This is a genomic window from Bradyrhizobium sp. CCBAU 25338 (assembly GCF_028128965.1).
In the GTDB taxonomy this organism is placed as follows: Bacteria; Pseudomonadota; Alphaproteobacteria; order Rhizobiales; family Xanthobacteraceae; genus Bradyrhizobium; species Bradyrhizobium liaoningense.
The window spans coordinates 91,133-116,832 of record NZ_LFKY01000029.1; the positions used below are offsets into that span (position 1 = coordinate 91,133).

Consider the following 25,700-nt stretch of genomic DNA (forward strand, 5'->3'; position numbering starts at 1 on the left):
GACCTCATGTGTGGCACGACCTCATCCTGAGGAGCCGCGCAAGCGGCGTCTCGAAGGATGACGCTATTCGATTCCGGCGATGGCACGGGCGAAGTCACGCGCGGTGAACGGCGCGAGATCGTCGACGCCTTCGCCGACGCCGATGAAATGCACCGGCAGCTTGAATTTCTCCGCGAGCGCCACCAGGATGCCGCCGCGCGCGGTGCCGTCGAGCTTGGTCATCACGAGGCCGGTGACCCCTGCGGTGCGATGGAAGGCCTCGACCTGCGACAGCGCGTTCTGGCCGACGGTGGCATCCAGCACCAGCAGCACCGCGTGCGGCGCGCTGGCATCCACCTTGCGGATGACGCGCACGACCTTTTCGAGCTCGTTCATCAGCTCGGCCTTGTTCTGCAGGCGGCCGGCGGTGTCGATCAGGAGCACGTCGACGCTCTGCTCCTTCGCCGCCGTCAGCGCGTTGAAGGCGAGGCTGGCCGAATCCGAGCCCTGTGCGCCCGCGATAACGGGCGTCCTGGTGCGCTCACCCCAGACCTTGAGCTGCTCGATGGCCGCCGCGCGAAACGTGTCGCCGGCGGCCAGCATTACCTTGCGGCCCTCGGACGCGAATTTTTGCGAGAGCTTTCCGATCGTGGTGGTCTTGCCGGAGCCGTTGACGCCGACGACGAGAATGACGAACGGCTTCTTGCCCACATCGATCTCGAGTGGCTTTGCGACCGGCGCCAGCACCTTCTCGACCTCGGTCGCGACGACGTCCTTGACCTCGTCCGCCGAGATCGCCTTGTCGTAGCGCCCCGTGCCGACGGCGTCGGCGATCCGCACCGCGACCGAGGTGCCGAGGTCGGCGCGCAGCAGCACGTCCTCGATGTCGTCGAGCATGGCGCGGTCGAGCTTGCGCTTGGTGACGAGGTCGGCGACCGCTGTTCCCAGCGAGGACGACGTGCGCTTCAGCCCGTTGGACAGGCGGCGCCACCAGCTCAGCTTGGGGGTCTCGGAGGTATCGTTCATGGTGCTCGTGCCGCCGATTTGAAGTTCCTACTCTCTTGCCGCAAGTTCGGTTAGGAACTTCAAATCGAAGAGCGGCCCGAGCGAAAATTTCTTTGCCAGTGCGGCTTTTGGATTTGGCATTCGCTTCGCGCTTGCGGCGAACACCGAGCGAATGCCAAATCCGCCGCACTGGTGTGTTAGCCGTTCCGGCGATTAAACGAAAGTCTTGCAATTGCTCGATGTTCCCGAATTGACCGCCGAGGAGATTTTGTCGCGCGTGCTCCATCGCGACGGCTTGATGCTGGTCATCAACAAGCCGGCCGGCCTTCCCGTGCATCGCGGTCCCAAGGGCGGCGCCAATCTGGAGGATTCCTTCGACGCGCTGCGCTTCGGCCTGCCGCGGCCGCCGGTGCTGGCTCACCGGCTCGACAAGGACACTTCCGGCTGCCTCGTGCTCGGCCGCCATCGCAAGGCGACCGCATCGCTCGGCCTCCTCTTCAAGCACGGCAAGATCGGCAAAACCTACTGGGCCGTGGTCGAGGGCGGCCCCACTGAAGACGAAGGCACCATCGACATGCCGCTCGGCCGGCTCAATGCCGAGCGCGGCTGGTGGCAGAAGCCCGACCCGGAGGGGCAGAAGGCCATCACCAATTGGAAGGTGTTGGGTCGGGGCGAGGGTCTGACCTGGCTTGCCATGGAACCCGTCACCGGCCGGACCCATCAATTGCGGGTGCATTCGGCCGCGACCGGCTGGCCGATCTTCGGCGATAACATTTACGGCAACGGCCCGCGCTTCGGCGAGCCGCGCCTGCACCTGCATTCCCGCGAGATCGTGGTGCCGATCTCCCGGAACAAGGAGCCGATCCGCGTCGTGGCGCCGGCCCCGCCGCACATGCACGAGAAGCTCAGGGCTTGCGGGTGGAATGGGGAATAGGCGCCAGCCGGCTTTTGGTTACACAAATCGCGCCACGAGCTCTCTCACCTCTCCCGCTTGCGGGAGAGGTCGGCGCCGGAGCGCCGGGTGAGGGCTTTCTCCGCTTGGGGATGGTCCCATTGACGAGACACCCTCTCCCTAACCCTCTCCCGCAAGCGGGAGAGGGAACGCATCCGTTCCGTGGCAGCGATCGCCCTATTCTCGCCGGTGCATGGTTTACCAAACCTTCAGCGCTCCGCTCTAATGATAACGGTTGCTTAGAAAAAGCTTCCGTTAACCGCTCGGGACGAGCAGCGCGTGATGTCCAAGGCCCAGCAATCGGTCACCGACGAGGTCGAATCCGCGATTCGGGCAGGCTCGCCGGAAAAGGGGCTGGAGACGGCCCGGCGCGTCACCAACCTGTTCCTGTCTTCCGCCGGCAGCTTTGACGACGAGCAGATCGCACTGTTCGACGACGTGCTCGAGCGCCTGATCGGCACCATCGAGCTGCGCGCCATCGCCGACATGGGCGCACGCGTCGCACTCGCCGAGATCAGCGCACAGCTCGCGCCGGTCGCGCAGGCACCGCCGTCCGTGATCCGCCGCCTCGCCAACAATGACGAGATCCGCATCGCCGGTCCCGTGCTGCAGGAATCCGCGCGCCTCGACGACGGCGAACTGGTGAAGATCGCCTCCAGCAAGGGTGAGCCGCATCTGCTCGCGATCGCCGGACGCTGGTGGCTGAAGGAGATCGTCACCGACGCGCTGCTGGCGCGCCGCTATCCCAGCGTCAGCCGGCGGCTCGCCGCCAATCCCGGCGCGCGCGTCTCCGGAGGCGGATTTGCCATCATCGTCGGACAGGCCGAGAGCGATCCGGAGCTCGCCGTCAGCGTCGGCGTTCGCGTCGATTTGCCATCGGATCTGCGCCGCCAATTGCTGCGCTCGGCGACGGATGCCGTGCGCGCCCGCCTGTTGTCGCGCGCGCCGCCGCATCTGTTCGAGGAAATCCAGAGCGCGATCGCAGCCGTCACCATCGGCGTCGAGCGCGAGATGTCCGGTGTCCGCGATTTCGAAGGCGCCAAGCGCGCCATCGCAGGCCTCAAGGCGACCGGCCAGCTTGATGAGGCGGCGCTGCTCGGCTTCGCCAGACAACGGCGCTATGAGGAGACCGTGGCGAGCCTTGCGGCGCTATCCGGGTCGACGGTCGAGGTGATTCGCCCGCTGATGCAGAGCTTGCGCGAGGACGGTCTGCTGGTGCCGTGCAAGGCCGCGCAGCTCGGCTGGGAGACGACAGCCGCCGTGCTCGAAAGCCGGTACGCGACGGGCGCGATGAAGCCGGCCGATCTCGCCAGGGCGCAGGATCATTTTGCGAGAATGACGACGGAGGCCGCGCGGCGCACGCTGCGGTTCTGGCAGGTGCGGGCGTCGTAGGACTCTGCAAGGGAGAGGGGAAGAGCGAGCGGCTTATACGATCAGACGCGCGCCATCACTGGCAGTAATCTCAAGCCGCACGATGCTTCCGACACGCTCGCCTGCAACAGCCACCGGAAGATAATGCTCCGTGCGGCCCTGCCCCGCGCTCTCGATCAGCACATCGCGCGTTGCGCCGACCTCGGCCTGTAGCCGCTTCTGCAGTGCGGCTTCACCGGCTGCACGCAACCGCCTCGCACGGTCCTTGATCGCTGCGCCCGCAACCTGCGGCATCCGCGCGGCCGGGGTGCCGGGCCGCGGCGAATAGGGGAAGACGTGCAGGAATGTCAGCCCACATTCCTCGACGAGGTCGAGCGAATGCGAGAACATCTCCTCCGTCTCGGTCGGAAAGCCCGCAATGATGTCGGCGCCGAAGGCGATGTCCGGGCGCAGACGGCGGACCTGGTCGCAGAACGCGATCGCATCCTGCCGCGAATGCCGCCGCTTCATGCGCTTCAGGATCATGTCGTCGCCTGACTGCAGCGACAGATGCAGATGCGGCATCAGCCGCGCATCGTCGGCGATGGCATCGAGCAGATCGTCGTCGGCCTCGATCGAATCGATCGAGGAGATGCGCAGGCGCTTCAGCTCCGGCACGTGCCGCAAGATCTGCTTGGTCAGCATGCCGAGCTTCGGCGCGCCCGGCAGATCGGTGCCGTAGCTGGTGAGGTCGACGCCAGTCAGCACGATCTCGGCATGACCCCGCTCGACCAGTGTCCGCACCTGCTCCACCACGGCACCCATCGGCACCGAGCGCGAATTGCCGCGGCCGAACGGGATGATGCAGAAGGTGCAGCGATGGTCGCAGCCGTTCTGCACCTGCACGAACACACGCGGCAGGCCGCTCGCATAGCCATCGACGAGATGCGGCGCCATCTCCCTGATAGCCATGATGTCACTGACGGCGATCTTCTCGCTGGCGCCGACGTCGAACGCCGCCTGCGTCTCGCGCCACGCATCGCCGTGCAGCTTGTCGTCATTGCCGACGACACGATCGACCTCGGCCATGTCGGCGAACATCGCAGCTTGCGTCTGCGCGGCACAGCCGGTGACGACGATGCGCGCACCGGGCCGCTCGCGCTTCAATTTGCGGATCGACTGGCGCGCCTGCGCCACCGCCTCGTTGGTGACGGCGCAGCTGTTGATGACGATGGTGTCTGAAAGGCCTGCGTCTTCCGCTTTGCTGCGGATCACCTCGGCCTCGAACGCATTGAGGCGGCAGCCAAAGGTGACGACCTCGACGCCCATCACGTGGCCGGCGCGAACAGCGCCGGATCGAAGGTGCCCTCATATTCGAAGGTCGCCGTGCCGGTCATCAGCACGTGATCGTCGCGCTCGCGCCATTCGATGCCGAGCTTGCCGCCGGGCAGCGTGATCTCGACCTTGCGCTCTGCGCGCTTCAGCCGCGCCGCGGCGACCGCCGTGGCGCAAGCGGCCGACCCGCACGCCTTGGTCAGGCCCGCACCGCGTTCCCAGGTGCGGATCGTGATGTGCTGGGGATCGACGACATGGGCGAGCGTGATGTTGGCGCGCTCGGGGAAGATCGGATGGTTTTCGAGCAGCGGACCGAAGCGGCCGAGATCATAGGCGTTGACGTCCTCGACCCAGAACACCGCATGCGGATTGCCCATGCTCACCACGGAGGGCGAATGCAGGATCGGATTGTCGATCGGTCCGATCTGCAATTCGATGTAGCGGGTGTCGCGAAACTCTTCCGCCAGCGGAATGTCCTGCCAGCCGAACTTCGGCACACCCATGTCCACGGTGTAGAGATCGGCCGCTGGCCCCTGCCAGGCATTGAGCAGGCCGGCGGCCGTTTCGAAGGTCGCGGCGGTCTGCCCGGTCTTCTCGAAGATGCGGCGCACGACGCAGCGCATGCCGTTGCCGCAGGCCCCGGCCTCGGAGCCGTCATGATTGTAGATGCGGATGAAGGCTTCGGTGCCGTCCAGCCGCGGCTTCTGCAGCACCATGAGCTGGTCATAGGCGATGCCGCCTTGCACAGACGCCACCGCCCGCGCATCGTCCGGCGTCACCCGGCCTGCGGAATCGCGCATGTCGACAACGACGATCTCGTTGCCGATGCCGTTCATCTTGGCAAATGCGTGGTTGGCCAGCGCGCTCATGAAAATTCCCGAATTTCGCCTGCCTTATATGGCGATCCTTGCCGGCTTGGCCAGTGATTTGCGGCCGCGAGCCAGGACATCGGCCATGACGCATCTGTCATGGGACGAATTCGGCGCTCGCGTGTTAGAACGGCGCGGTTCGCGCGAACCGGGACGCGCGGCCAGGTTGAGGCCTTGGTGGGTAAGGCCTTGATGAATTTGGGCCTTGGTGAATCCAGGCCTTGGGGAGAATAGAATGACTGGTTTTCGTCGTCTCGCTCTGGCCGCGCTGATCCCGGCGGCCATGTCGATTGGCCTGTCCGGGGCTCCGGCACAGACACCCAGCCCGGCACCGGCCGCGTCGGCAAGCCCCTCGCCTGCACCGTCGGCGGCACCCGCCCCAGCCGCAAGCGCTTCGCCAGCCCCGGCGGCAAGCCCGTCGCCGGCGGCCAGCGCCTCACCGTCGCCCGCCCCGACGGCCCCACCAGCGGCCGCCGCGACGCCCGCCCCGGTGCAGACCGCCGATCCCTTCGGCCTCGAGACCACGCTCGAAGCCAGGAAGGTCGTGATGGTCAAGGGCACTGCCAATTGGGACTCGGCCTTCGACACGCTGATCGACGCCTTCAAGGCACTGAACACGCTGCTGGACAAGCAGGGCATCAAGCAAGCCGGCAATCCGATGATCGTCTACACCTCGACCGACGACACCGGCTTCACCTTCCTTGCCGAGATCCCGGTCGACCAGGATCCGAAGAACTTGTCCAAGGACATGAGCATCGGCAAATCGCCGGAGGGCAGGGCCCTGAAATTCGTCCATCGCGGCTCCTACGACAACATGGACAACACCTATGAGGCGATCACCAATCACCTCGACGACAAGAAGCTGGAAGCCAAGGACACCTTCATCGAGGAGTACCTCACCGATCCCCTGAAGACGGCCGAGGACAAGCTCGTGATCAACGTTTTCGTGCCGCTGAAGTGAGACCGATGAAAAAACCTGCCCTGCTCGCCGCCATATTCGCCACCGCACTGCTGACGGCGCCCGCACGCGCCGACGATTTTCCGTCCGCCATTTCGGTGAGCGGCGAAGCCACGATTTCCGCGGCCCCAGATCTCGCGCAGATCGATGCCGGCGTCGCCAACGACGCCAAGACGGCGAAGGAAGCTTCCGACGCCAACAATGCCGCGATGGGCAAGGTGCTGCTGGCGCTGAAGGGCGCGGGGATCGCCGAGAAGGACTACCAGACATCGCGCCTGTCGCTGCAGCCGCAATACGGCCAGAACAAATCCACCGGCGCCTCGCCCGTGGTCGGCTTCCGCGCGAGCAACCGCGTCACCGTGAAGATTCGCGACGTGACCAAGGTCGCCGGCGTCATCGACACACTGGTCAGCGCCGGCGCCAACGACATCGGCAACATCTCCTTCGAGGTAACCCAGGCGTCGAAGCTGCTCGACGATGCGCGCGAGCAGGCGATCGCCGATGCGCGACGCAAGGCGGAGGTCTATGCCAAGGCCACCGGCGTGACGCTGGGCGCGCCGCTCAGCGTCACCGAGGGCGGCGGCCCGGTGCCGCTTTTCAAGGGCCGCATGGCAGCGCCAATGGCCGCAGCACCGCAGGCCGCGGTGGCGCCGGGCGAGGAAACGCTGTCGGTAACGGTGAATGTGAGCTGGGCGATCAAGCCGGGGCAGTGAGCCGCAAGAGGGCACACTGCCGCTTCAACAACAGTGTCGTCCTCGCGAAAGCGGGGACCCATAACCACGAGGAGTGGTTATGACGCGACACAGGTAACTCCGAGCCTTCGCCAAACATCTGCCCGTGGCTATGGGTCCCGGGCTCACGACTTCGTCGCGCCCCGGGACGACGAGCTGTATGCGTGGAGGCAGCGAGCCTAAATCTCCACCACCTGCCCAGGCTTCATCGCCACGAATCTTTCCTGCGGAATCTTCGCGGCATCGAGCGCTTCCACCAAGGCTTTCGCCGGCGCGTCGATCGCTTCATCCGTCAGCTGGAACGTGCCGTGATGGTGCCCGAGCGCTTGCTCGGCGCCGCAGTCGAGCAGCGCCTTCACGGCATCTTCCGGGTTCATGTGCTGGTCGCGCATGAACCAGCGCGGCTCGTAGGCGCCGATCGGGAGGATCGCGAGGCGCAGTGCCCCGTGCCTATCGGCGACGCGGCGGAAGTGCCTGCCGTCACCATAGCCGGAATCGCAGACGACGTAGATCCTGCCGGCCGGCGTCTCCAGCACGAAGCTCGCCCACAGCGCCTTGTTGCGATCGAACAGGCTGCGCGCGGTCCAGTGCCGGGTCGGCACCAGATGCACGGCGATGCCGCCGCCGAGTTCGACGCGATCGTGCCAGTCGAAGGCCTCGACCTTGATGGTGGGATCGGCGCCGCGCATCGTGACGTCATTGCCGAGCGGGGTGACGACGCGCGGGGCGAAATTCTTGGTGAGCCGCGACAGCGTCGCGATATCCAGATGATCGTAGTGCCCGTGCGAGACCAGCACGACATCGATCTTCGGCAGCTTCTCGAAGGCGATGCCGGGATCGTTGTGCCGCTTCGGCCCGGCCCAGGCGACGGGCGCGACCCGCATCGACCAGACCGGATCGACCAGGATGTTGAGGCCGCCGGCCTGGATCAGCCAGCTGGCGTGGCCGACGAAGGAGAGCCGCGCCCTGCCGCCCTCGACGCGCTCCGGCGGGATGTCGGCATGCGGGCTCGGCGCCCACACGGGCCATTTCGCGCGCTGCCGTCCGCCGCCAAATTGCCAGCGCAGCACCTCGCGAAGCGATTTCGGCGGCGCCCCGTCCGGATCGAAGAAGTGCAGGCCGTCGAAATGGTCGGAGGCGGGGCCGTCATGGGTTTTCATGTGGAAGATCCAGAGCGAGGACGCCGACCAGAGCACCGGTGCCCGCGAGCAGCTCCCAAAAGTCGGGTGACGGGCGGATTCGTAAGTATGGTCGGGCGGTAAGACATCACCGGCTATATGGGCCGGGCGGGCAGAAAAGGAACCCGTGGCCAAAAAGGTCACATTTTCAGTATCTTGCCTTATCAAGGGCGCCCCGGCACCCTAACTTTCCTTGACTTTTGGGCGGGAGCGGCGTTTAACCCCGCCACTTTCTCGGAAAGGCTTTCTTTTCGACCCGCCGACTGGCCCTGGAGGCCAGAGGTCAACGCCCGACAGCGCTGTGCGCCCTCGGGCGCAAAGGTGTTTGGAAGATCGCTTTTTTCGGCGAGCAGGACAAGGGACAACGGCATTGTTCGACAATCTGTCGGAACGGCTTGGCGGCATTCTCGATCGTCTGACGGGGCGCGGCGCGCTGACCGAAAAGGACGTCGACGCCGCGATGCGCGAGGTGCGCCGCGCGCTGCTGGAAGCCGACGTCGCGCTGGAGGTGGTGCGCAGCTTCACCGAGCGCGTCCGCGAGCAGGCGATCGGCGCCACCGTGGTCAAGTCGGTCACACCCGGCCAGATGGTGGTCAAGATCGTCCATGACGAGCTGATCAACACGCTCGGCGCCGAAGGTCAGACCATCGACGTCAATTCCGTGCCGCCGGTGCCGATCATGATGGTCGGTCTGCAAGGCTCCGGTAAGACCACCACCACCGCAAAGCTCGCCCGCCGCCTGGTCCAGCGCGACAAGCGCAAGGTGCTGATGGCCTCGCTCGACGTCTATCGCCCGGCGGCGATGGAGCAGCTCGCCGTGCTCGGCCGCGATCTCGACATTCCGACCCTGCCGATCGTCGCAGGCCAGCAGCCGCAGCAGATCGCGAAGCGCGCGCTGGAAGCCGGCAAGCTCGGCGGCTACGACGTCGTGCTGCTCGACACCGCCGGCCGCACCACGCTCGACGAAGAGATGATGGCCGAGGCGGCCGCGATCAAAGCCGCGGCGAACCCGCATGAAGTGCTGCTGGTGGCGGACTCGCTCACCGGTCAGGACGCCGTGAACCTCGCCCGTGCCTTCGACCAACGCGTCGGCCTCACCGGCATCGTGCTGACCCGCGTCGACGGCGACGGCCGCGGCGGCGCCGCGCTGTCGATGCGCGCGGTCACCGGCAAGCCGATCAAGCTGCTCGGCACCGGTGAAAAGACCGACGCGCTGGAGGATTTCCACCCTGATCGTATCGCCGGCCGCATCCTCGGCATGGGCGACGTGGTGTCGCTGGTCGAACGCGCCGCCGCCAACATCGACGCCGAAAAGGCCGCGCGCACGGCCGAGCGCATGCGCAAGGGCCAGTTCGACCTCAACGACATGCGCGAGCAGCTGCTGCAGATGACGAACATGGGCGGCATCAGCGGGCTGATGGGCATGATGCCCGGCATCTCCAAGATGAAGAACCAGATCGCGGCGGCCGGCATCGACGACAAGATCCTGAAGCGCCAGGTCGCGATCATCGATTCCATGACGCGCGACGAGCGCCGTCATCCGGACCTCTTGAAAGCGAGCCGCAAGAAGCGCATCGCCGCAGGCAGCGGCCAGAGCGTCGAGCAGGTGAATAAGCTCCTGAAGATGCACCGGAACATGGCCGACGTGATGAAGGCCATGGGCTCGGGCAAGCGCGGCCCACTCGCCGGCATCGCGCAGGCCATGGGCTTTGGCGGCGGCATGAAGCCTCCCTCTCCGGAAGAGATGAAGGCGCTGCAGGAGAAGATGCAGGGCGGCGGCGGGCAGGGCCTGCCGAACCTGCCGAAGGATTTGCCGGCTGGGCTTCGCCAAGGTCTGCCCAACCTTCCTGGACTGACCGGGCTGAGCGGCAAGCCCACGCTGCCGGGTCTCGGCGGATTTCCGGGCAAGAAGAAATGAGGAATTCGTCGCGGGGGACCGCACCGGTCCCGCGCAACGCGGAATACCAATCAACCGAACAAACTGTACTTTGAAGGAGAACTGAATGTCCGTCGTCATCCGCCTCGCCCGCGCAGGTACCAAGAAGCGTCCCGTCTATCACGTCGTCGTTGCCGACTCGCGCTTTCCGCGCGACGGCCGCTTCATCGAGCGTCTCGGCTATTTCAATCCGCTGCTGCCGAAGGACAACGAGGCGCGCCTCAAGCTCGACCTGGAGAAGGTGAAGGCCTGGGTCGCCAAGGGTGCGCAGCCGTCGGACCGCGTGGCGCGTTTCCTCGACGCTGCCGGCGTCAAGAAGCGCGAAGCGCGCAACAACCCCGAAAAGGCCGTGCCGCGCAAGGAGCGCAAGGCGCAGGCCGAAGCCGCCGCGAAGGGCTAAGGCCAGATCATGTCGGCGCTGGTCTGCGTCGCGCGGATCGGCGCCGCGCATGGTGTGCGCGGTGCGGTCAAATTGTGGACCTTCACCGAAGATCCCTTCGCCATCAGGCACTACGGCCCGCTGCTGTCCAAGGACGGCAAGCGCCAGTTCGAGGTCGCAACGGCGCGCGAGGCGAAAGATCATCTGGTCGCGACGTTCAAGGGCGTCACGACCCGTGATGAAGCCGAGCGCCTCAACGGCATCGAGCTCTACGTTCCGCGCGACAAGCTGCCCGCGACCGACGCGGACGAATATTATCACACCGATCTGATCGGGCTCGCTGCCGTCACCACGGACGGCGCGGCGCTCGGCCGCGTCGTCGCGATCCAGAATTTCGGCGCCGGCGACATCATCGAGATCGCCCCGCCCAAGGGCCCGACGCTGCTGCTGCCGTTCTCCAACGCGGTGGTGCCGGAAGTCGATCTCGCCGGCGGGCGCGTGGTGATCGCGCTGCCGCAGGAAATCGAGGGCGAGGAGCGCGACGACGAGGCTCTCTCGCCAGGCCGTCCCCGCGAAAGTGGGGACCCATAACCACAGGCTGTGGTTTTTGGCTAAGCTGACTGCAATGACCAACCCCTCACCCTGGCGCGCGACGGTGCTGACGCTGTTTCCGGAGATGTTTCCGGGACCGCTGGGCGTGAGCCTGGCCGGCCGAGCGCTGGCAGGCGGGCTCTGGCAGCTCGAGGCGCGGGACATCCGCGCCTCAGCCACCGACCGCCACCGCAGTGTCGACGACACCCCGGCCGGCGGCGGCCCGGGCATGGTGCTGCGCGCGGATGTTCTGGCCGCCGCCATCGATGCAGCGGAGATCGGCCCGGAGCGGCCGCGCCTCTTGATGAGCCCGCGCGGCCGGCCATTGACCCAGGCCCGGGTCACGGAGTTGGCCAGGGGCCCCGGCCCCCTGATCGTCTGCGGGCGGTTCGAGGGAGTGGACCAGCGGGTGATCGACGGACGGGGCCTCGAGGAGGTCTCGATCGGCGACTACGTCCTGTCCGGGGGTGAGATCGCGGCCCTGGCCCTGATCGACGCCTGTGTGCGGCTCCTGCCCGGGGTGATGGGCAAGGAGGCCTCGGGAACCGAAGAGAGCTTTTCGGACGGGCTGCTCGAATACCCCCAATACACCCGCCCGCAGCTGTTCGAGGGGGTCCCGATCCCGGAAATCCTGACCTCGGGCGACCATGCCAAGGTCGCAAGCTGGCGGCGGGCGCAATCGGAGGCCCTGACGGCGGCCCGGCGGCCGGATTTGTGGGCGCAAGTGCCGACCCCCGTCCCGAATCGGGCCGGGCGCCAAAAAACGCCAAAAAGCAAGACAGACGGGTGACAAACGCTCCGGCTTGCCTTATAGGAGCGGCCACATCCGCAATGGCTGGATAGACGAATTTCGCGCAGCCCCCGTTTGAAAAGGCTGGGCGCGCCGATGGAGATTTACCCATGAACCTGATCAAGCAGCTCGAGCAAGAGCAATTCGACAAGCTGTCCGCCGGCAAGGACATTCCGGAATTCGGCCCCGGCGACACCGTGATCGTCAACGTGAAGGTCGTCGAAGGCGACCGCACCCGCGTGCAGGCCTATGAAGGTGTCTGCATCGGCCGTTCCGGCGGTGGCCTCAACGAGAGCTTCACCGTCCGCAAGATCTCCTACGGCGAAGGCGTGGAGCGCGTGTTCCCGGTGATGTCGCCGATGATCGACTCGATCAAGGTGGTGCGCCGCGGCAAGGTGCGTCGCGCCAAGCTCTATTACCTCCGCAACCTTCGCGGCAAGTCGGCCCGCATCGTCGAGAAGCAGGACCGCCAGGCCGCCGTCGGCGAGTAAGCTTCGCCCCACCAGGCAAGTTTCCAGAAGCGCGGGGCTCGGCTCCGCGCTTTTTTGTTGCGTCAGCCGTGCGCGTCAAAGCTCTCGCGCTTCCAATTCGGACTGCTATATATCTCTAGAATGTTTCCAGATCTGACCAGACCCTCGTCCGTCAAACGCATCGTCATCGACGATCGCTCGCGGCTGCCTGGCCGGTTCTTCGGACGCTTCGCGACCTCGGCAACGTCAGAGCTTACGCGCGCAGCCTAAAAGCTGCGCTGACGATTTTGTTGCCCGCGCGCCATCCGCGCTCATCGCTGACACACATTCTCCGGAGCTCAAGCTCATGTCCAAGCCGACCACATTGTACGACAAGATCTGGAACGACCATCTGGTGCACGAAGCCGAGGACGGCACCTGCCTGCTCTACATCGACCGCCACCTGGTGCACGAGGTGACCTCACCGCAGGCGTTCGAAGGCCTGCGCGCAACGGGTCGCAAGGTGCATGCGCCCGAGAAGACGCTCGCCGTCGTCGACCACAACGTTCCGACCACCGACCGCACCAAGCCGAATCCCGACCCTGAGAGCATCGAGCAGATCAAGGCGCTGGCCGAGAACGCCAAGGAATTCGGCGTCGAATATTACAACGAGTTCGACAGGCGCCAGGGCATCGTCCACGTCATCGGCCCCGAGCAGGGATTTACGCTGCCCGGCACCACCATCGTCTGCGGTGACAGCCACACCTCGACGCATGGCGCGTTCGGCGCGCTCGCGCACGGCATCGGCACGAGCGAGGTCGAGCACGTGCTGGCGACGCAGACGCTGATCCAGAAGAAGGCGAAGAACATGCGCGTCACCGTCGACGGCAAATTGCCTGACGGCGTGACGGGCAAGGACATCATCCTCGCCATCATCGGCGAGATCGGCACCGCGGGCGGCACCGGCTACGTGCTGGAATATGCCGGCGAGGCGATCCGTGCGCTCTCGATGGAAGGCCGCATGACGGTCTGCAACATGTCGATCGAAGGCGGCGCGCGCGCCGGCCTGGTGGCGCCCGACCAGAAGGCCTACGACTTCCTGCGCGACCGGCCGAAGGCGCCGAAGGGCGCGGCCTGGGATGCGGCGATGCGCTATTGGGAGACACTGCGCTCCGACGAAGGCGCGCATTTCGACCACGAGCTGCGCCTCGATGCGGCAAAGCTGCCGCCGATCGTGACCTGGGGCACCTCGCCTGAAGACGTCATCTCCGTGACCGGCATCGTGCCCGATCCCGACAAGATCGCGGACGAGGCCAAGCGCATCTCCAAGCATCGCGCGCTGAAATACATGGGCCTGACCGCGGGGACCAGGATCACCGACATCAAGCTCGATCGCGTCTTCATCGGCTCCTGCACCAACGGCCGCATCGAGGATCTGCGTGCGGCAGCGAAGATTGCTGAAGGCAAGACCGTTTCAGCGAACGTCAACGCCATGGTCGTGCCGGGCTCCGGCATCGTGAAGGAGCAGGCGGAAGCCGAGGGTCTGGACAAGATCTTCATCAAGGCCGGCTTCGAATGGCGCGAGCCGGGCTGCTCGATGTGCCTTGCCATGAACCCGGACAAGCTGAAGCCGGAAGAGCGCTGCGCCTCGACCTCGAACCGCAACTTCGAGGGCCGCCAGGGCTTCAAGGGCCGCACGCATCTGGTATCGCCGGCGATGGCGGCGGCTGCGGCGATCGCAGGGCACTTCGTCGATGTCAGGGACTGGCGGTAAGCCAGTTCCTGCAATTGTAGCGATCGCGGCAAACCGCCGTTAATCCGCGTCGCCCACATTGCGTCCCCGCGACGGTTCGCGAGGACACGCCTCATGGCCAACAAGCCGGAATATGTCGATCTGATCAGCGAGGCGACGCGCCAGCACCGCCGGCGCGCAACGCCCTTGCGCGTCGTCACCAAGCCGGAGGTCGAGGAGACCTCCAGGCTCAGCCGCTGGCCGCCGGTGATGTTCAGGCAGTGGAAGCTCGAGAATTTGATGCGGTGGAAGTCTGCATCCTGGAAGCTGAAGGATTGGCTCTAACCAGCCTCTCCGTCATGCCCGGGCTCGTCCCGGGCATCCACGAACTCTCTGCGCAAGCCCCAAGAACGTGGATGGCCGGGACAAGCCCGGCCATGACGAATGCAGAGCCAGCAATTCACCCACGTCACCAATAGCGGTACGGATAGTGCCAGCGCGGCCAGTGGCAGACGCGGCGCGGGCCGTAATAGGTCCAGACGATCCGGCAGCGGCGCGGGTAGTGGTAGTAGGGATAGTATCCGCCCACATAATAGCGTCGGTGGAAATGACGATAACCGTAGTGCGGGCGATGATGGCCCCAGTGACGGTGGTAGCCGCCATGCCGAAAGCCGCCATAGCGGTAGCCGCCGACATGGCCGTGACGAAAGGCCGGCGCGGCACGGAAGCCGCCGATATGGCCGCCGCGGAAACCGCCGCCGTGGAAACCGCCGATATGTCGCCCGCCGCCATGGAAGCCGCCTCCGCGGAAACCGCCGCCGTGAAAGCCATGTCCACCATGCCCGCCACCGTGGCGAACCTGCGTGACGAGATCGTCGGCCGCAGCCTTCGTTGCGGGTGACGTCGCCGGATTGATCAAGGTGAGAGCTTCAGCGCGACGCGCGGTGCCGGCCGACAGCATCAGCGTCGCGGCGGCCGCAAGCCCGAGCAAGCGCATCGGGCTCGTCCCGAGGCCGAACATTCTCAGCATGGAATCCTCCCTGAATCCGGACAGCAGGGCTGCGTCGCGACGTCTCGGCCGCACCATTGCTGTTCAATAACGGTCGCTCCCTCGGGTAAACTGAGGAGAGCGATGTGAACGCGCCATGAATGAACGACGCTGGGTCCCGCGATGCGACGCAGTGCCGCGACGGGAGGAATTTTGCAGATGACTGTCTACGCCATTGCACAATTGAAGATGACGGACCGCGCGGCCTATGACCGCTATCAGGCGCGATTCTTCGACGTGTTCAAGAAGTACAACGGACGGCTGCTCGCCGCCGACGAACATCCGCGCGTGCTCGAAGGCACATGGCCGCATGACAAGCTTGTCATGATGTCGTTTCCCGACGAGGCCGCGTTCCTCGCCTTCTCGAACTCGCCCGAGTACGAGGACATCTCGCGTGATCGCAAAGCCGGCGCGCAGGCGACCGTGCTGCTGGTCAGGGGATTTGCGCCCGGCTAGCGGATCACCAGAAGGGCCCGTAGCTGAACACGAAAGGTGCGGGCACGCCGTAAGGATAAGGACGGTAGTGGACGGGCCGCGCGTAATAGCGTGGATCACGGCGCGCCGCAGGCCGCACCATGTCACGGGTTCGCGCGTGTCGTCGCACATCGAAAACCGCGATCCCCGCCGAGGCCTCCGGTATGGTCACCCTTTGCGCAGCGGACGCGCGAGGCAGGCCGGCGGCAAGCGCGACGGCAACGGCCAATGCGATCCATCTCGCCATCACGGACCCCACGAGGCCACCGCGCTGTTCGCTGGCGCGGGCATTGAACCGGTCAGCCCCGGCGCCAGTAGCAGCTCACACGCGGCACGATCACGGTGCCGCTCGGCCGGTACTCCTGCACATAGGTGGCGTTGCACACGCGGACTGCGTCGGGACCCGGATTGTAGCGGGGATAGACACCGTCCGGGCTGTAATAGGGCGTGACGCGCAAGCGCGCCGGGGGCCGCTTGCGCGGCGGGGGAATGTCGTCAGGCGGAACCGCCTGGGCGAGGCGGATCCCGGGGCTGGCGGTCTGGGCTTCCGCGCCGACGCAAAACTGCGAAAACAACCCCATGCACAGTAGAGTCAGCGCTGTTTTCGCTCGCATTTTTCCGCCCACCTGAAACGTCCCATGACGGCCCCACGCTCCCCGTTTTGGCGGCGTCCGTCAACCTCGCCGCGCTTATAAAGCCAGATGCATCGCCGCGGAACCCGCGCCGGAGCCGTTCCGATGGGAATCGGAAAGGGCTCTGGATTCCATTTTGACGCGTCCTCTTCACGCGAAACCGGTATCCACTTCGCTCGAAAACGCACTAGAAGAAGCCCATGTGGACGGAATTGAAAGCGCCCTCGCTGGCCGAGATGGAAGCGATGGCTCACGAGGTATTCGAGCGCCTGCCGGCGTCGTTTCGCAAGCTCTGCGAGGGCGTGATCGTCCGCGTCGACGACTTCCCGACCGAGGAGGTCCTGGACGAGATGGGGTGCGAGAGCGAGTTCGACCTGCTCGGCCTGTTCCAGGGCGTCGGCCTGCCCCAGCAGAGTCTTGGCGACGTGGCGCGGCTGCCCAACATGGTCTGGCTCTACCGCCGGCCGATCCTGGACTACTGGGCCGAGCACGACGAAAGCCTCGGCCATATCGTCCGCCACGTCCTGATCCACGAGATCGGCCACCATTTCGGCCTCTCCGACGACGATATGGCGGCGATCGAGGCACGGGCGGAGTAGGAAGCGTCGCCGCAGCGGCGGTGCGCCCCCTCCCCCGCTTGCGGGGGAGGGTTGGGGAGAGGGTGTTTCCGCAACGGGACAATCCCCCAGAGGAGAGAACCCTCACCCGCACCTCCGGCGCGACCTCTCCCGCAAGCGCAGCGGGAGAGGTGAAGTCCCGATGCCGCACCAACCCCGGCTCAATCGCAAGCGGGAGAGGTAAGGCAGCCCCGCCGAATTCGGCCTAGGATTCCCGCCCCGATCGCGATAAATACCCGTTCCTCTAGACCCATCCGGGAAAGCGCAACCATGGACAAGTTCACCTCGCTGGAAGGCGTCGCGGCGCCGCTGAAGATCATCAATGTCGACACCGACATGATCATTCCGAAGCAGTATCTCAAGACCATCAAGCGCACCGGCCTTGGCAAGGGGCTCTTCTCCGAGCAGCGCTACAAGGACGACGGCAGCGAGAACCCGGACTTCGTTCTCAACCAGCCCGCCTATCGCAACGCCAAGATTCTGGTCGCCGGCGACAATTTCGGCTGCGGCTCGAGCCGCGAGCACGCGCCCTGGGCGCTGCTCGATTTCGGAATCCGCTGCGTGATCTCGACCTCGTTCGGCGACATCTTCTACAACAACTGCTTCAAGAACGGCATTCTGCCGATCCGCGTCTCGCAGGAAGACCTCGACAAGCTGTTCGACGATGCCGAGCGCGGCGCCAACGCGACGCTGACGATCGACCTGCCGAACCAGGAGATCCGCGGCCCCGACGGCGGCAAGGTCAAGTTCGAGATCGATCCGTTCCGCAAGCACTGCCTGATCAACGGTCTCGACGACATCGGTCTCACCATGGAGAAGAAGGCCTCGATCGACAGCTACGAGGAGAAGCTCAAGCGCGAACGCGCCTGGGCCTGACTTCAGATTCTCGTTCGAGCCCCGGTGCGCCATCCGCGCCGGGGCTTTTTCTTTGCTCCGGTTATCCCGTATAGCTTTTCCTCATGCTCCCCGAGATCGTCACCTTCTGGCATGGCCCGATGGATGCGCTGCGCCAGACCTGTCTGCGCTCGCAGCTCGCTGCCGGCCACAAGATCACGGTCTACAGCTTTGATCCCATTCCCGGCCTTCCGGCTGGCGTCGAGAATGCCGAGGCCGAGGCGATCCTGCCGCACGCCTTCTCGGAACGGCTGCGGCCGCCGCAGCCGGACGGCAGCTGGCGCGACTGGACCACGCTGCAGTTCAGCGACTTCTTCCGCATGAAGCTGATGGCGAAGAATCTCGGCCTCTGGCTCGATGCCGACGTGCTGCTCCTGAAGCCCATCGAGATCGATCCGGCAAAGCCCTACTTCGCCTGGGAGCGGCGGCGCCAGCTCGGCAATTCCGTGATCTATCTTCCACCCGGGCACGGCATCGTGCGCGCGTTCGAGGAGCTGATGGAGCAGGAGGAGCTGACGCCGAACTGGCTGTCGCTGCGCCACCGCATCACATTCATCATGCGCCGCCTGCGCGGCGCCTCGAGCCGCCTCTCGGATATTCGCGTCGCGATCTACGGCCCTGCCGCGCTGACCGCGCTCGCGCGCCGCACCGGTGAATTGCAGAACGCACTCCCGAAGCAGTCGTTCTATGCCGTGCATGCCGAGCCGAAACTTTTCTTCGACCCCTCGAGCTATCTCGGCCTCGTCACCAGCCCCGAGATCATCGGCCTGCACATCTCGCCCAAGGGCCGCGGCGGCGAAAAACCGATTCCGGGCAGCCTGTATGCCTGGGCAGCGGAGCGGTTTGGCTAGTTGCCGCGGACGACGTGCGCTCCCTCTCCCGCTTGCGGGAGAGGGTCGGGGAGAGGGTGTTTCCGCAATGGGAGAATCCCCAGCAGGAGAAAGCCCTCACCCGACGTTTCGCGTCGCCCTCTCCCGCAAGCGGGAGAGGTGCAGCGGAAGCCGTGGCTTCTTTCCAGTTTGATCCAGCGCAACGCGCCCCTGCACCATTGTGCTTAGTTCGCTCCAATTCCGACGTCCGAATGGAGCTTTCCATGAGCACCGCAAGCAAGCCCTATCCCATCGTTCAGGACCTCATCGAGTCCTTTGCGAACTGGCTGAAGCATCGCCGCGAGATGAACGAGATGCGGCAGCTCGATCGCGCCGATTTCGACCGGATCGCGAATGATCTCCGGATCGCGCCTGATGATCTCGAAGAGCTGGTCCGTCACGGCCGGCACGCCGCCGACGAACTCCCGAAGATGCTAGAGCAGCTCGGCATCAGCGCGGAGCGGCTCGGGCGGGCGCAGCCCCTGCTGCTGCGCGACATGGAGCGGACCTGCTCGCTCTGCGGTCACAAGGGACAGTGCGACCGCGATCTCGCCGACGGCACCGCCGCGGAGAACTATCACGGCTATTGCGCCAACGCCTCGACGCTGGAGTCGCTCGATCGCGCCGACCTCGCGCCGCGCTGAGTTGCACCTCGTCGGAAGTCACTTGCCAGCCACGAAATAGAAATCCTGCCGTCCGGAGATCGAGCCGTAGCTGAACGGCTTTTGCCTCCGGCCGGTCGCCTCCATGACGTCGTCGCGAACGAAATCGAACAGCCTGCGGACTTCGAGGCCCGGCGTCGGAAGATTCTTGACGAAGGCGGTCGCGAACGGACTGTTGATCCCGTCACCGTCGAGCGCGGTCTCGCCGTCCTTGGCGGCATAGACCACCAGCGTGCCCGCCTCCGGCTCGACCGGGGCGAGACCTCGCGACACCGAACGCGACGCCACCGTCATCGTGCGTTTCATCTGGGCGGCGAATGGATTGTCACGGCACGCATCGAGGATGACGAGACGCAGCTTCCTGGCGCGCTCCGCCGCATTGAGAACCTGATCGACCGGCACCGCTTCGAATCCGATCTCGCGGTCCGCCGCGATCCTCGCGTCCGTCGGAATGAGATAATTGACTCCGCCGACCTCCATGCCGTGTCCGGCATAGTATACGACGGCCCAGTCCGCCGTTTCCGCACGTGCAGCGAACTCGCGCAAGGCATTCACCAACGCATCCTTGCGGAGATCGGTCAGCAGAGTGACTGCTTCGAACCCGGTGAGCCTCAGCACATCAGCGACGAGGCTTGCGTCGCGGACGGGGTTCGGCAGTGCGGCGACGTTTTCATAGGCCGAGTTGCCGATGACGAGGGCGATACGGCGATCACCGTTCGCAACTCCGGGCGCCATGACAGCCGGAGGGACGCCCGCTTTCTCGACCAAGATCGTAGCTGGCCGCGGCGGCGGCAGCGCGGAGAGCCGCTCACGCGCCTTGTCCAGAGCCCATCTTGTGGCGCTCCGGGTCAGTCCGAGCGTCGCGTTGAAGTCGGCTCTTGCCCTGGCGAAGTCGCCGCGCCTCTCGTAGGCCAGCCCGCGATTGACATAGGCGTTCGCATAGGTGGGATCCACGCGTATCGCGTCAGTGTAGTCCGCGATGGCACGATCGGTGTCACCCTTGTTGCCGTAGGCGTTGCCGCGGTTGAAATACGCGTTTGCATTCGTCGGCTGCAGGCGGATCGCTTCGGCATAATCGGCAATGGCCCGATCGATGTTGCCCTTGTTGCTGTAGGCATTGCCTCGGTTGTAGTACGCGTTGGCATAGGCGGGATCGATCCGGATCGTCGCCGTGTAATCCGCTATCGCACGGTCGGTGTCGCCTTTGTTGCTATAGGCGTTGCCCCGGTTGTAGTAGGCGTTCGCATGCGCCGGATCGAGCCGTATAGCCGCGCTGTAGTCGGCCACGGCGCGGTCATTGTCGCCGTTGATGCTGTAAGCGTTGCCCCGGTTGTAGTACGCATTCGCGTCCTTGGGATCTCGCCGGATGGCCTCGGAGGCGGCGGCAATGGCCGGGTTCGCGTCGCCTTTGACGCGGTCAATAGCGGCCGCGGGGCCGGCGAGGATAAGGATTACAAAGCCACAGAATAATTTGCGAAGCATAAGAACGTCCACTCGCGATATTGGGACGGGAAGCGGTATTCAAACGACGCAAATCTACCGAAGCAACGAGCTGGACTGTGTGATCTAAATCACAGGGATGCCGCCGTACAGGGTCAGCGGCGTTGCGGTGCGATCGGTTTGGCCGATCGACCCGCGGGATGGGCGCGGGGACGTGACCGGTCTGATCAAGCGCGGCTCGCCATCGCTGCGGCTTCTGCCGCGACGCGTTGCATGCTGGTCGACATCTCGTTCGTCACTGCGCCCTGCTCCTCGATCGCCGCGGCGGCCGACGTGACGTACTCGCTGACATTAGGTGCGCGAGCAGCGGATCATTGCGGCCGGAGGACTGCACGACCCCGCATCTAGCAGCGGGCAGAGCCGCGTCGACAGGGGCCGAGCCTACCCGCTCGACATCGATAGGACCACGCGCGAGAGATCAGCGGGTCGCTCCACCAATTGGTCTGCGCCGGACGATTGGAGTTCCTCCCGACTGCCATATCCCCAGAGCACGCCAAGGCTGCGCATCTTGACCGCGTGAGCGCCGGAGATGTCGTGGTGGCGATCGCCAGCCATGAGGCCGTGAGGGGCCGAGATATTCTGTTCGGACAGGATGTGGGCGAGCAGCTCCGGCTTATGATCCAGCTTGCCGCCGGGCGCCGAGCCATAGATGCCGTCGAAGTGCGGCGCCAAATTCAAGTTCTCCAGAATTCGTCGCGCGAAGACTTCGCGCTTCGATGTGGCGAGATAGATCCGCAATCCGGCGCGATGCATCTCCTCAAGCGCATCACTGATTCCGGGATAGAGCTCACTCCCGAGCAGGCCGGTTTCGCCGTAATGCTGACGATAGGCGGCGACGGCTTGGTCGATCCGGTCGTCGCCGTATGCTTGCAGCAGAGTCTGCAAGATGTCTTCGAGCGGCGGCCCGATTGCTATATCGTTTGCCTTGCCGGGATCGTGCCCGAGCACGCGCAGCGCGGCTGAGCAGCTCGCGACGATGCCCGGCCGGGAATCAACCAGCGTTCCGTCGAGATCGAGGAGGACAGAGCGAACTGGGTTCACACCTCAGCCCTTCCCCATCACCGCGATCGCGTCCGCGATCTCGATGGTGCGCCGGGCCATGTCGGCGTGCAGGCGCTCTACCATGGCGCCGTCGAGACGGATCGCGCCGCGCGAGGCGTTCTCGGGCAGCTCGAACGCAGCGATGATCTTTCGGGCGCGCGCGACTTCCTCCTCGGGCGGCGTGAAGATCGCGTTGCAGGCGTCGATCTGCGAGGGGTGGATCAGCGTCTTGCCGTCGAAGCCGAGATCGCGGGCTTGCGCGCATTCGGTGGCGAAGCCGTCGGAATTGGCGATGTCGCTATAGGGGCCGTCGAGGATCTCGAGGCCGTGGGCGCGCGTCGCCAGGATGCAGTGGGTGATCATCGGGATCATCGCGGCGCGGCCCGGCAGCATCCTGATGCGGGTCTCGCGCGAGATATCGTTCGGGCCGAACACGAAGCCGGAGAGGCGGCTCGATGGATCGCGTCCGGCGGCGGCCAGCTCCTCGGCGTGCAGCACCGCGCGCGCGGTCTCGATCATGGCCCAGACCTTCACGGTTGGCGCGGCACCGAGCTCGGCGAGGCGTCGGCCGATGGCGTCGAGATCCTCGACGCTTGAAACTTTTGGAACCAGGATGCCGTCCGGCGATGCCTTGGCGGCCATCGCGACGTCATCCGCCCACCAGGGGCTGTCGAGGCCGTTGGTCCGGATCAAAATCTCGCGCTTGCCAAAACCCCTGGCCGCGATCGCGGCGGCGATGCCGTCACGCGCCGCCGCCTTGGCCTCGGGGGCGACCGAGTCTTCCAGATCGAGGATCAGGCCGTCGGCAGCGAGATTGCGTGCCTTTTCCAGCGCGCGGGGGTTGGAGCCGGGCATGAACAGATGGCTGCGGCGCGGGCGGGTCATGCAAGCGTTCCTTCCTCGTCTGTCTTCTGACATCAGCCGATAGCACTTGGCCTGCCCATTCGAAAGGCTTGTTCACCCCAGCGGTCTATGATTAGGCATAGGTATGATGACATTCCCGAAGCATTTGCTGGAAGGCTACAAGGCCTTCGCCACCCAGCGGCTGCCGACCGAGCAGACCCGCTATCGCGAGCTGTCGGTGAAGGGGCAGTCGCCGGAAGTGATGGTGATCGGCTGCTGCGACAGCCGCGTCTCGCCGGAGGTGATCTTCGACGTCGGCCCCGGCGAATTGTTCGTCGTCCGCAACATCGCCAACCTCGTGCCGGTGTATCAGCCCGACGGCACCGCCCACGGCGTCTCGGCGGCGCTGGAATATGCCGTGACGGTGCTGAAGGTGAAGCACATCGTGGTGCTTGGCCACGCGCAATGCGGCGGCATCCGCGCCTTCGTCGACAAGATCGAGCCGCTCACGCCCGGCGACTTCATCGGCAAATGGATGCAGATGTTCATCAAGCCGGGCGAAGTGGTCGAGCAGCGCGAGCACGAGAGCATGGCGCAGTTCGTCGAGCGCATCGAGAAGGCCGCCGTGTTCCGCAGCCTGGAAAACCTGATGACCTTCCCGTTCGTGCGCAAGGCGGTGGAGAGCGGCCAGATGCAGACGCATGGCGCCTATTTCGGCGTCGCGGAGGGATCGCTGTTCGTACTGGACAAGGCGACGAAGGAATTCAAGAACGCGCGCGAATAGCGAATGGCGAGCAGCGAATGGGAAACTCCATTCGCCAATCGCTACTCCCTATTCGCCACCTCTCACGCCGCCTTCTTCTTCGCGGTGATCAGCTTGCGGTTGATCAGCACTTCGGCGATCTGGATCGCGTTGAGCGCAGCGCCCTTGCGTAAGTTGTCCGACACGCACCACAGCACGAGGCCGTTCTCCACCGTCGCGTCCTCGCGGATGCGGCTGATGTAAGTCGCGTCCTCGCCAGCCGCCTCATAGGGCGTGGCGTAGCCGCCGGGCTCCTGCTTGTCGATGACGAGGCAGCCCGGCGCCTTGCGCAGGATCTCGCGCGCTTCGTCCGCGCTGATCGGATTCTCGAACTCGATGTTGACGGCCTCGGAATGGCCGACGAACACCGGCACGCGCACGCAGGTGGCGGAGAGCTTGATCTTGGGGTCAAGAATCTTCTTGGTCTCCGCCATCATCTTCCACTCTTCCTTGGTGTAGCCGTCCTCCATGAAGACGTCGATCTGGGGGATGACGTTGAAGGCGATGCGCGCGGGAAACTTCTTATTGACGATCTCGCTGTTGGTGTAGACGGCCTTGGTCTGCGAGAACAGCTCGTCCATCGCGTCCTTGCCGGCGCCCGACACCGATTGATAGGTCGAGACCACGACGCGCTTGATCGTGGCCTTGTCGTGCAGCGGCTTGAGCGCGACCACGAGCTGCGCGGTCGAGCAGTTCGGGTTGGCGATGATGTTCTTCTTCTTGAAGCCTTCGGTCGCAGCCGCGTTCACCTCCGGCACGATCAGCGGCACATCCGGATCCATGCGCCAGGCCGAGGAATTGTCGATCACGACCGTGCCGGCGGCGCCGATCTTCGGCGACCATTCCTTCGACACCGCGCCGCCCGCCGACATCAGGCAGATGTCGACGTCGGAGAAGTCGTAATGCTCGAGCGCTTTGACCTTCAGGGTACGGTCGCCATAGGAGACCTCGACGCCGACGCTGCGGCGCGACGCCAGTGCCACGACCTCGTCCGCGGGGAATTTGCGCTCATCCAGGATGTTGAGCATTTCCCGTCCGACATTGCCGGTCGCGCCGACGACTGCGACTTTGTAACCCATCGTTCACTCTCCGATGAAAAAGCCCGTTCCTGAAGCTGACGCTTAAACAGGAAGAGCAGCGCTTCTATGCGAGAACCGGCCTCAAGACAACGTGGGACCATGCCTGAAGGCCGTGGATGCAGTCGCCTGAGGCCAGCACGGCCGTTAGCCCTACCCGGACCGCCATCCAGCTGGCGCTGCTGGCCTTCGCCGACGAGGTCGTCGGCACGCTGGCGCGCCTGACCGCCTATGTGGGGACGCTCGCCCTGTTTGCCATCCTCGCCCTCGCGGCGCTGGGCCAGCTGCCCGATCTGCGCGACGACGAGCCGGCCGGGAGACCGGGCTGGAGCGTGGCGGACCGTTCGCACCCGGCCTTCGCCGTCAGCCGACGCGATTCCTCCGACAAAACAGCGTCTTATACCATCCTGAGGCACCCCGAAGGCGGCCGCAGGGACGTGCTGCGCTGGACCGATGACGCGGGCAGGCCCGTGGCTGAGCTCGAAATCTACCGCGAAGGCGCCGAATTCGACGTGACACGTCCGGCGACCGCCGATCTCGCCGCCCAGATGGGCTTGGGCACGGCCATCGCGCTCGAGCAGGCCGGCCTGATCGACAGCAAATTCGGCCCCGTCGCCCTGTTCCGGCCAACCGGCACAATGGAGGGCGCTTGCCTCGGTTACCTCAAGCGCAGTGAGGAGCCGGCGCTCCAGATCTCCGGCTTCTCCTGCCAGGGCGACAGCCTGCCCGCCCGGCGCGCGGCGATCGCCTGCACGCTGAACCGGCTGACGCTGTTGGCCTCGGGCAACGAGCCCAGGCTGGCGGAATTGTTCGCCCATGCGGAGCTGAAGCGCCGCGGCTGCGACCCCGCGGGCTCGGCGGACTGGCTGCTCGGCGCCGCGAACGCGCAATTGCGCGGAGCGCTTTGATCGGCATCAAGCTCAAGTGGCTGGTTTGCATGCAACTTTTGCCGGTGCGCACGATTATTCCCCGCTGGTGTGACCCAATTGACCTAGTTGCGGTCACCCC

The 25,700-nt window shown here is 65.3% G+C and carries 28 protein-coding genes; 18 read left to right on the plus strand and 10 right to left on the minus strand.

Translation table 11 applies throughout. The features are described 5' to 3' along the window. Positions 1 to 63: 63 nt before the first annotated feature. Complete coding sequence (gene ftsY / locus ACM42_RS10545; RefSeq protein WP_271527857.1) at positions 64 to 1,005, minus strand: signal recognition particle-docking protein FtsY; 942 nt, start codon at positions 1,003 to 1,005, stop codon at positions 64 to 66. Between the two features lie 211 nt (positions 1,006 to 1,216). On the opposite strand from ftsY, the gene ACM42_RS10550 reads away from it, so the two are divergent. Continuing rightward, complete coding sequence (locus ACM42_RS10550; protein WP_271527901.1) at positions 1,217 to 1,918, plus strand: RluA family pseudouridine synthase; 702 nt, start codon at positions 1,217 to 1,219, stop codon at positions 1,916 to 1,918. Between the two features lie 300 nt (positions 1,919 to 2,218). Beyond that, on the plus strand, positions 2,219 to 3,328 hold the full coding sequence (locus ACM42_RS10555) for a DUF2336 domain-containing protein (protein ID WP_271527858.1): 1,110 nt from the start codon (positions 2,219 to 2,221) through the stop codon (positions 3,326 to 3,328). A gap of 33 nt (positions 3,329 to 3,361) precedes the next feature. Here the strand turns inward: ACM42_RS10555 and mtaB are convergent, their stop codons facing one another. Both mtaB and dapF read right to left on the minus strand, forming a co-directional pair. Next, positions 3,362 to 4,615 (minus strand): tRNA (N(6)-L-threonylcarbamoyladenosine(37)-C(2))-methylthiotransferase MtaB, encoded by a 1,254-nt coding sequence (gene mtaB, locus ACM42_RS10560; RefSeq protein WP_271527859.1) that lies wholly within the window; start codon positions 4,613 to 4,615, stop codon positions 3,362 to 3,364. Next, on the minus strand, positions 4,615 to 5,490 hold the full coding sequence (gene dapF, locus ACM42_RS10565; RefSeq protein WP_271527860.1) for a diaminopimelate epimerase: 876 nt from the start codon (positions 5,488 to 5,490) through the stop codon (positions 4,615 to 4,617). The genes mtaB and dapF overlap by 1 nt, the downstream gene beginning before the upstream one ends. Before the next feature lie 235 nt (positions 5,491 to 5,725). On the opposite strand from dapF, the gene ACM42_RS10570 reads away from it, so the two are divergent. Together ACM42_RS10570 and ACM42_RS10575 are read left to right on the plus strand one after the other, a co-directional pair. After that, positions 5,726 to 6,451 (plus strand): GyrI-like domain-containing protein, encoded by a 726-nt coding sequence (locus ACM42_RS10570; RefSeq protein ID WP_271527861.1) that lies wholly within the window; start codon positions 5,726 to 5,728, stop codon positions 6,449 to 6,451. A gap of 5 nt (positions 6,452 to 6,456) precedes the next feature. After that, positions 6,457 to 7,161, plus strand: a complete 705-nt coding sequence (locus ACM42_RS10575; protein WP_271527862.1) for an SIMPL domain-containing protein — start codon at positions 6,457 to 6,459, stop codon at positions 7,159 to 7,161. A 197-nt stretch (positions 7,162 to 7,358) separates the two neighbouring features. Here ACM42_RS10575 and ACM42_RS10580 read toward each other — a convergent pair whose 3' ends face one another. Further along, complete coding sequence (locus ACM42_RS10580) at positions 7,359 to 8,339, minus strand: MBL fold metallo-hydrolase (protein WP_271527863.1); 981 nt, start codon at positions 8,337 to 8,339, stop codon at positions 7,359 to 7,361. Between the two features lie 388 nt (positions 8,340 to 8,727). On the opposite strand from ACM42_RS10580, the gene ffh reads away from it, so the two are divergent. The 7 genes from ffh (at position 8,728) to ACM42_RS10615 (ending at position 14,579) form a co-directional block, all read left to right on the plus strand. Then, entirely contained in the window at positions 8,728 to 10,275 is a 1,548-nt protein-coding gene (ffh, locus tag ACM42_RS10585) for a signal recognition particle protein (protein ID WP_271527864.1), read from the plus strand. Positions 10,276 to 10,360: 85 nt separating this feature from the next. Continuing rightward, the gene (rpsP, locus tag ACM42_RS10590; protein ID WP_028181059.1) at positions 10,361 to 10,693 is read left to right on the plus strand and encodes a 30S ribosomal protein S16; all 333 of its coding nucleotides are present in this window, start codon (positions 10,361 to 10,363) and stop codon (positions 10,691 to 10,693) included. Positions 10,694 to 10,702: 9 nt separating this feature from the next. Next, a complete protein-coding gene (gene rimM / locus ACM42_RS10595; protein ID WP_271527865.1) occupies positions 10,703 to 11,263 on the plus strand; it encodes a ribosome maturation factor RimM in 561 nt (186 codons plus the stop codon). A gap of 34 nt (positions 11,264 to 11,297) precedes the next feature. Next, on the plus strand, positions 11,298 to 12,053 hold the full coding sequence (gene trmD, locus ACM42_RS10600; RefSeq protein WP_271527866.1) for a tRNA (guanosine(37)-N1)-methyltransferase TrmD: 756 nt from the start codon (positions 11,298 to 11,300) through the stop codon (positions 12,051 to 12,053). 110 nt (positions 12,054 to 12,163) lie between these two features. Then, on the plus strand, positions 12,164 to 12,544 hold the full coding sequence (rplS, locus tag ACM42_RS10605) for a 50S ribosomal protein L19 (RefSeq protein WP_011083318.1): 381 nt from the start codon (positions 12,164 to 12,166) through the stop codon (positions 12,542 to 12,544). 325 nt (positions 12,545 to 12,869) lie between these two features. Then, on the plus strand, positions 12,870 to 14,276 hold the full coding sequence (gene leuC, locus ACM42_RS10610; RefSeq protein WP_271527867.1) for a 3-isopropylmalate dehydratase large subunit: 1,407 nt from the start codon (positions 12,870 to 12,872) through the stop codon (positions 14,274 to 14,276). Positions 14,277 to 14,369: 93 nt separating this feature from the next. Beyond that, on the plus strand, positions 14,370 to 14,579 hold the full coding sequence (locus ACM42_RS10615) for a hypothetical protein (protein WP_271527868.1): 210 nt from the start codon (positions 14,370 to 14,372) through the stop codon (positions 14,577 to 14,579). 124 nt (positions 14,580 to 14,703) lie between these two features. Here the strand turns inward: ACM42_RS10615 and ACM42_RS10620 are convergent, their stop codons facing one another. Then, a complete protein-coding gene (locus ACM42_RS10620; protein ID WP_271527869.1) occupies positions 14,704 to 15,264 on the minus strand; it encodes a hypothetical protein in 561 nt (186 codons plus the stop codon). Positions 15,265 to 15,441: 177 nt separating this feature from the next. Between ACM42_RS10620 and ACM42_RS10625 the strand changes: the two genes are divergently transcribed. Beyond that, positions 15,442 to 15,738 carry a DUF1330 domain-containing protein gene (locus ACM42_RS10625; protein ID WP_271527870.1) on the plus strand — a complete coding sequence of 99 codons (297 nt, stop codon included), beginning with the start codon at positions 15,442 to 15,444 and terminating at the stop codon, positions 15,736 to 15,738. Between the two features lie 317 nt (positions 15,739 to 16,055). Here the strand turns inward: ACM42_RS10625 and ACM42_RS10635 are convergent, their stop codons facing one another. After that, the gene (locus tag ACM42_RS10635; RefSeq protein ID WP_271527902.1) at positions 16,056 to 16,337 is read right to left on the minus strand and encodes a hypothetical protein; all 282 of its coding nucleotides are present in this window, start codon (positions 16,335 to 16,337) and stop codon (positions 16,056 to 16,058) included. Between the two features lie 251 nt (positions 16,338 to 16,588). Here ACM42_RS10635 and ACM42_RS10640 point away from each other — a divergent pair, with 251 nt between their 5' ends. The 4 genes from ACM42_RS10640 (at position 16,589) to ACM42_RS10655 (ending at position 19,412) form a co-directional block, all read left to right on the plus strand. Continuing rightward, on the plus strand, positions 16,589 to 16,987 hold the full coding sequence (locus tag ACM42_RS10640; RefSeq protein ID WP_271527872.1) for a metallopeptidase family protein: 399 nt from the start codon (positions 16,589 to 16,591) through the stop codon (positions 16,985 to 16,987). 288 nt (positions 16,988 to 17,275) lie between these two features. Next, the gene (gene leuD / locus ACM42_RS10645) at positions 17,276 to 17,881 is read left to right on the plus strand and encodes a 3-isopropylmalate dehydratase small subunit (RefSeq protein ID WP_028181050.1); all 606 of its coding nucleotides are present in this window, start codon (positions 17,276 to 17,278) and stop codon (positions 17,879 to 17,881) included. An 83-nt stretch (positions 17,882 to 17,964) separates the two neighbouring features. Then, positions 17,965 to 18,750 carry a hypothetical protein gene (locus tag ACM42_RS10650; RefSeq protein WP_271527873.1) on the plus strand — a complete coding sequence of 262 codons (786 nt, stop codon included), beginning with the start codon at positions 17,965 to 17,967 and terminating at the stop codon, positions 18,748 to 18,750. 242 nt (positions 18,751 to 18,992) lie between these two features. Continuing rightward, on the plus strand, positions 18,993 to 19,412 hold the full coding sequence (locus tag ACM42_RS10655; RefSeq protein WP_271527874.1) for a DUF6455 family protein: 420 nt from the start codon (positions 18,993 to 18,995) through the stop codon (positions 19,410 to 19,412). A gap of 18 nt (positions 19,413 to 19,430) precedes the next feature. Here ACM42_RS10655 and ACM42_RS10660 read toward each other — a convergent pair whose 3' ends face one another. The 3 genes from ACM42_RS10660 to ACM42_RS10670 form a co-directional block, all read right to left on the minus strand. Further along, positions 19,431 to 20,912, minus strand: coding sequence for a tetratricopeptide repeat protein (locus ACM42_RS10660; RefSeq protein WP_271527875.1), 1,482 nt, complete (start codon positions 20,910 to 20,912; stop codon positions 19,431 to 19,433). 399 nt (positions 20,913 to 21,311) lie between these two features. Beyond that, entirely contained in the window at positions 21,312 to 21,971 is a 660-nt protein-coding gene (locus ACM42_RS10665; RefSeq protein WP_271527876.1) for an HAD hydrolase-like protein, read from the minus strand. 3 nt (positions 21,972 to 21,974) lie between these two features. Further along, on the minus strand, positions 21,975 to 22,856 hold the full coding sequence (locus ACM42_RS10670; protein WP_271527877.1) for an HpcH/HpaI aldolase/citrate lyase family protein: 882 nt from the start codon (positions 22,854 to 22,856) through the stop codon (positions 21,975 to 21,977). A gap of 103 nt (positions 22,857 to 22,959) precedes the next feature. Here ACM42_RS10670 and ACM42_RS10675 point away from each other — a divergent pair, with 103 nt between their 5' ends. Then, positions 22,960 to 23,598: a carbonic anhydrase gene (locus ACM42_RS10675; RefSeq protein ID WP_271527878.1), complete on the plus strand. Its 639-nt coding sequence runs from the start codon at positions 22,960 to 22,962 to the stop codon at positions 23,596 to 23,598. Positions 23,599 to 23,660: 62 nt separating this feature from the next. On the opposite strand, the gene ACM42_RS10680 is transcribed toward ACM42_RS10675, so the two are convergent. Beyond that, positions 23,661 to 24,695 (minus strand): aspartate-semialdehyde dehydrogenase, encoded by a 1,035-nt coding sequence (locus tag ACM42_RS10680; RefSeq protein ID WP_271527879.1) that lies wholly within the window; start codon positions 24,693 to 24,695, stop codon positions 23,661 to 23,663. 116 nt (positions 24,696 to 24,811) lie between these two features. Here ACM42_RS10680 and ACM42_RS10685 point away from each other — a divergent pair, with 116 nt between their 5' ends. Beyond that, positions 24,812 to 25,600 (plus strand): hypothetical protein, encoded by a 789-nt coding sequence (locus tag ACM42_RS10685; protein ID WP_271527880.1) that lies wholly within the window; start codon positions 24,812 to 24,814, stop codon positions 25,598 to 25,600. Positions 25,601 to 25,700 lie beyond the last annotated feature (100 nt).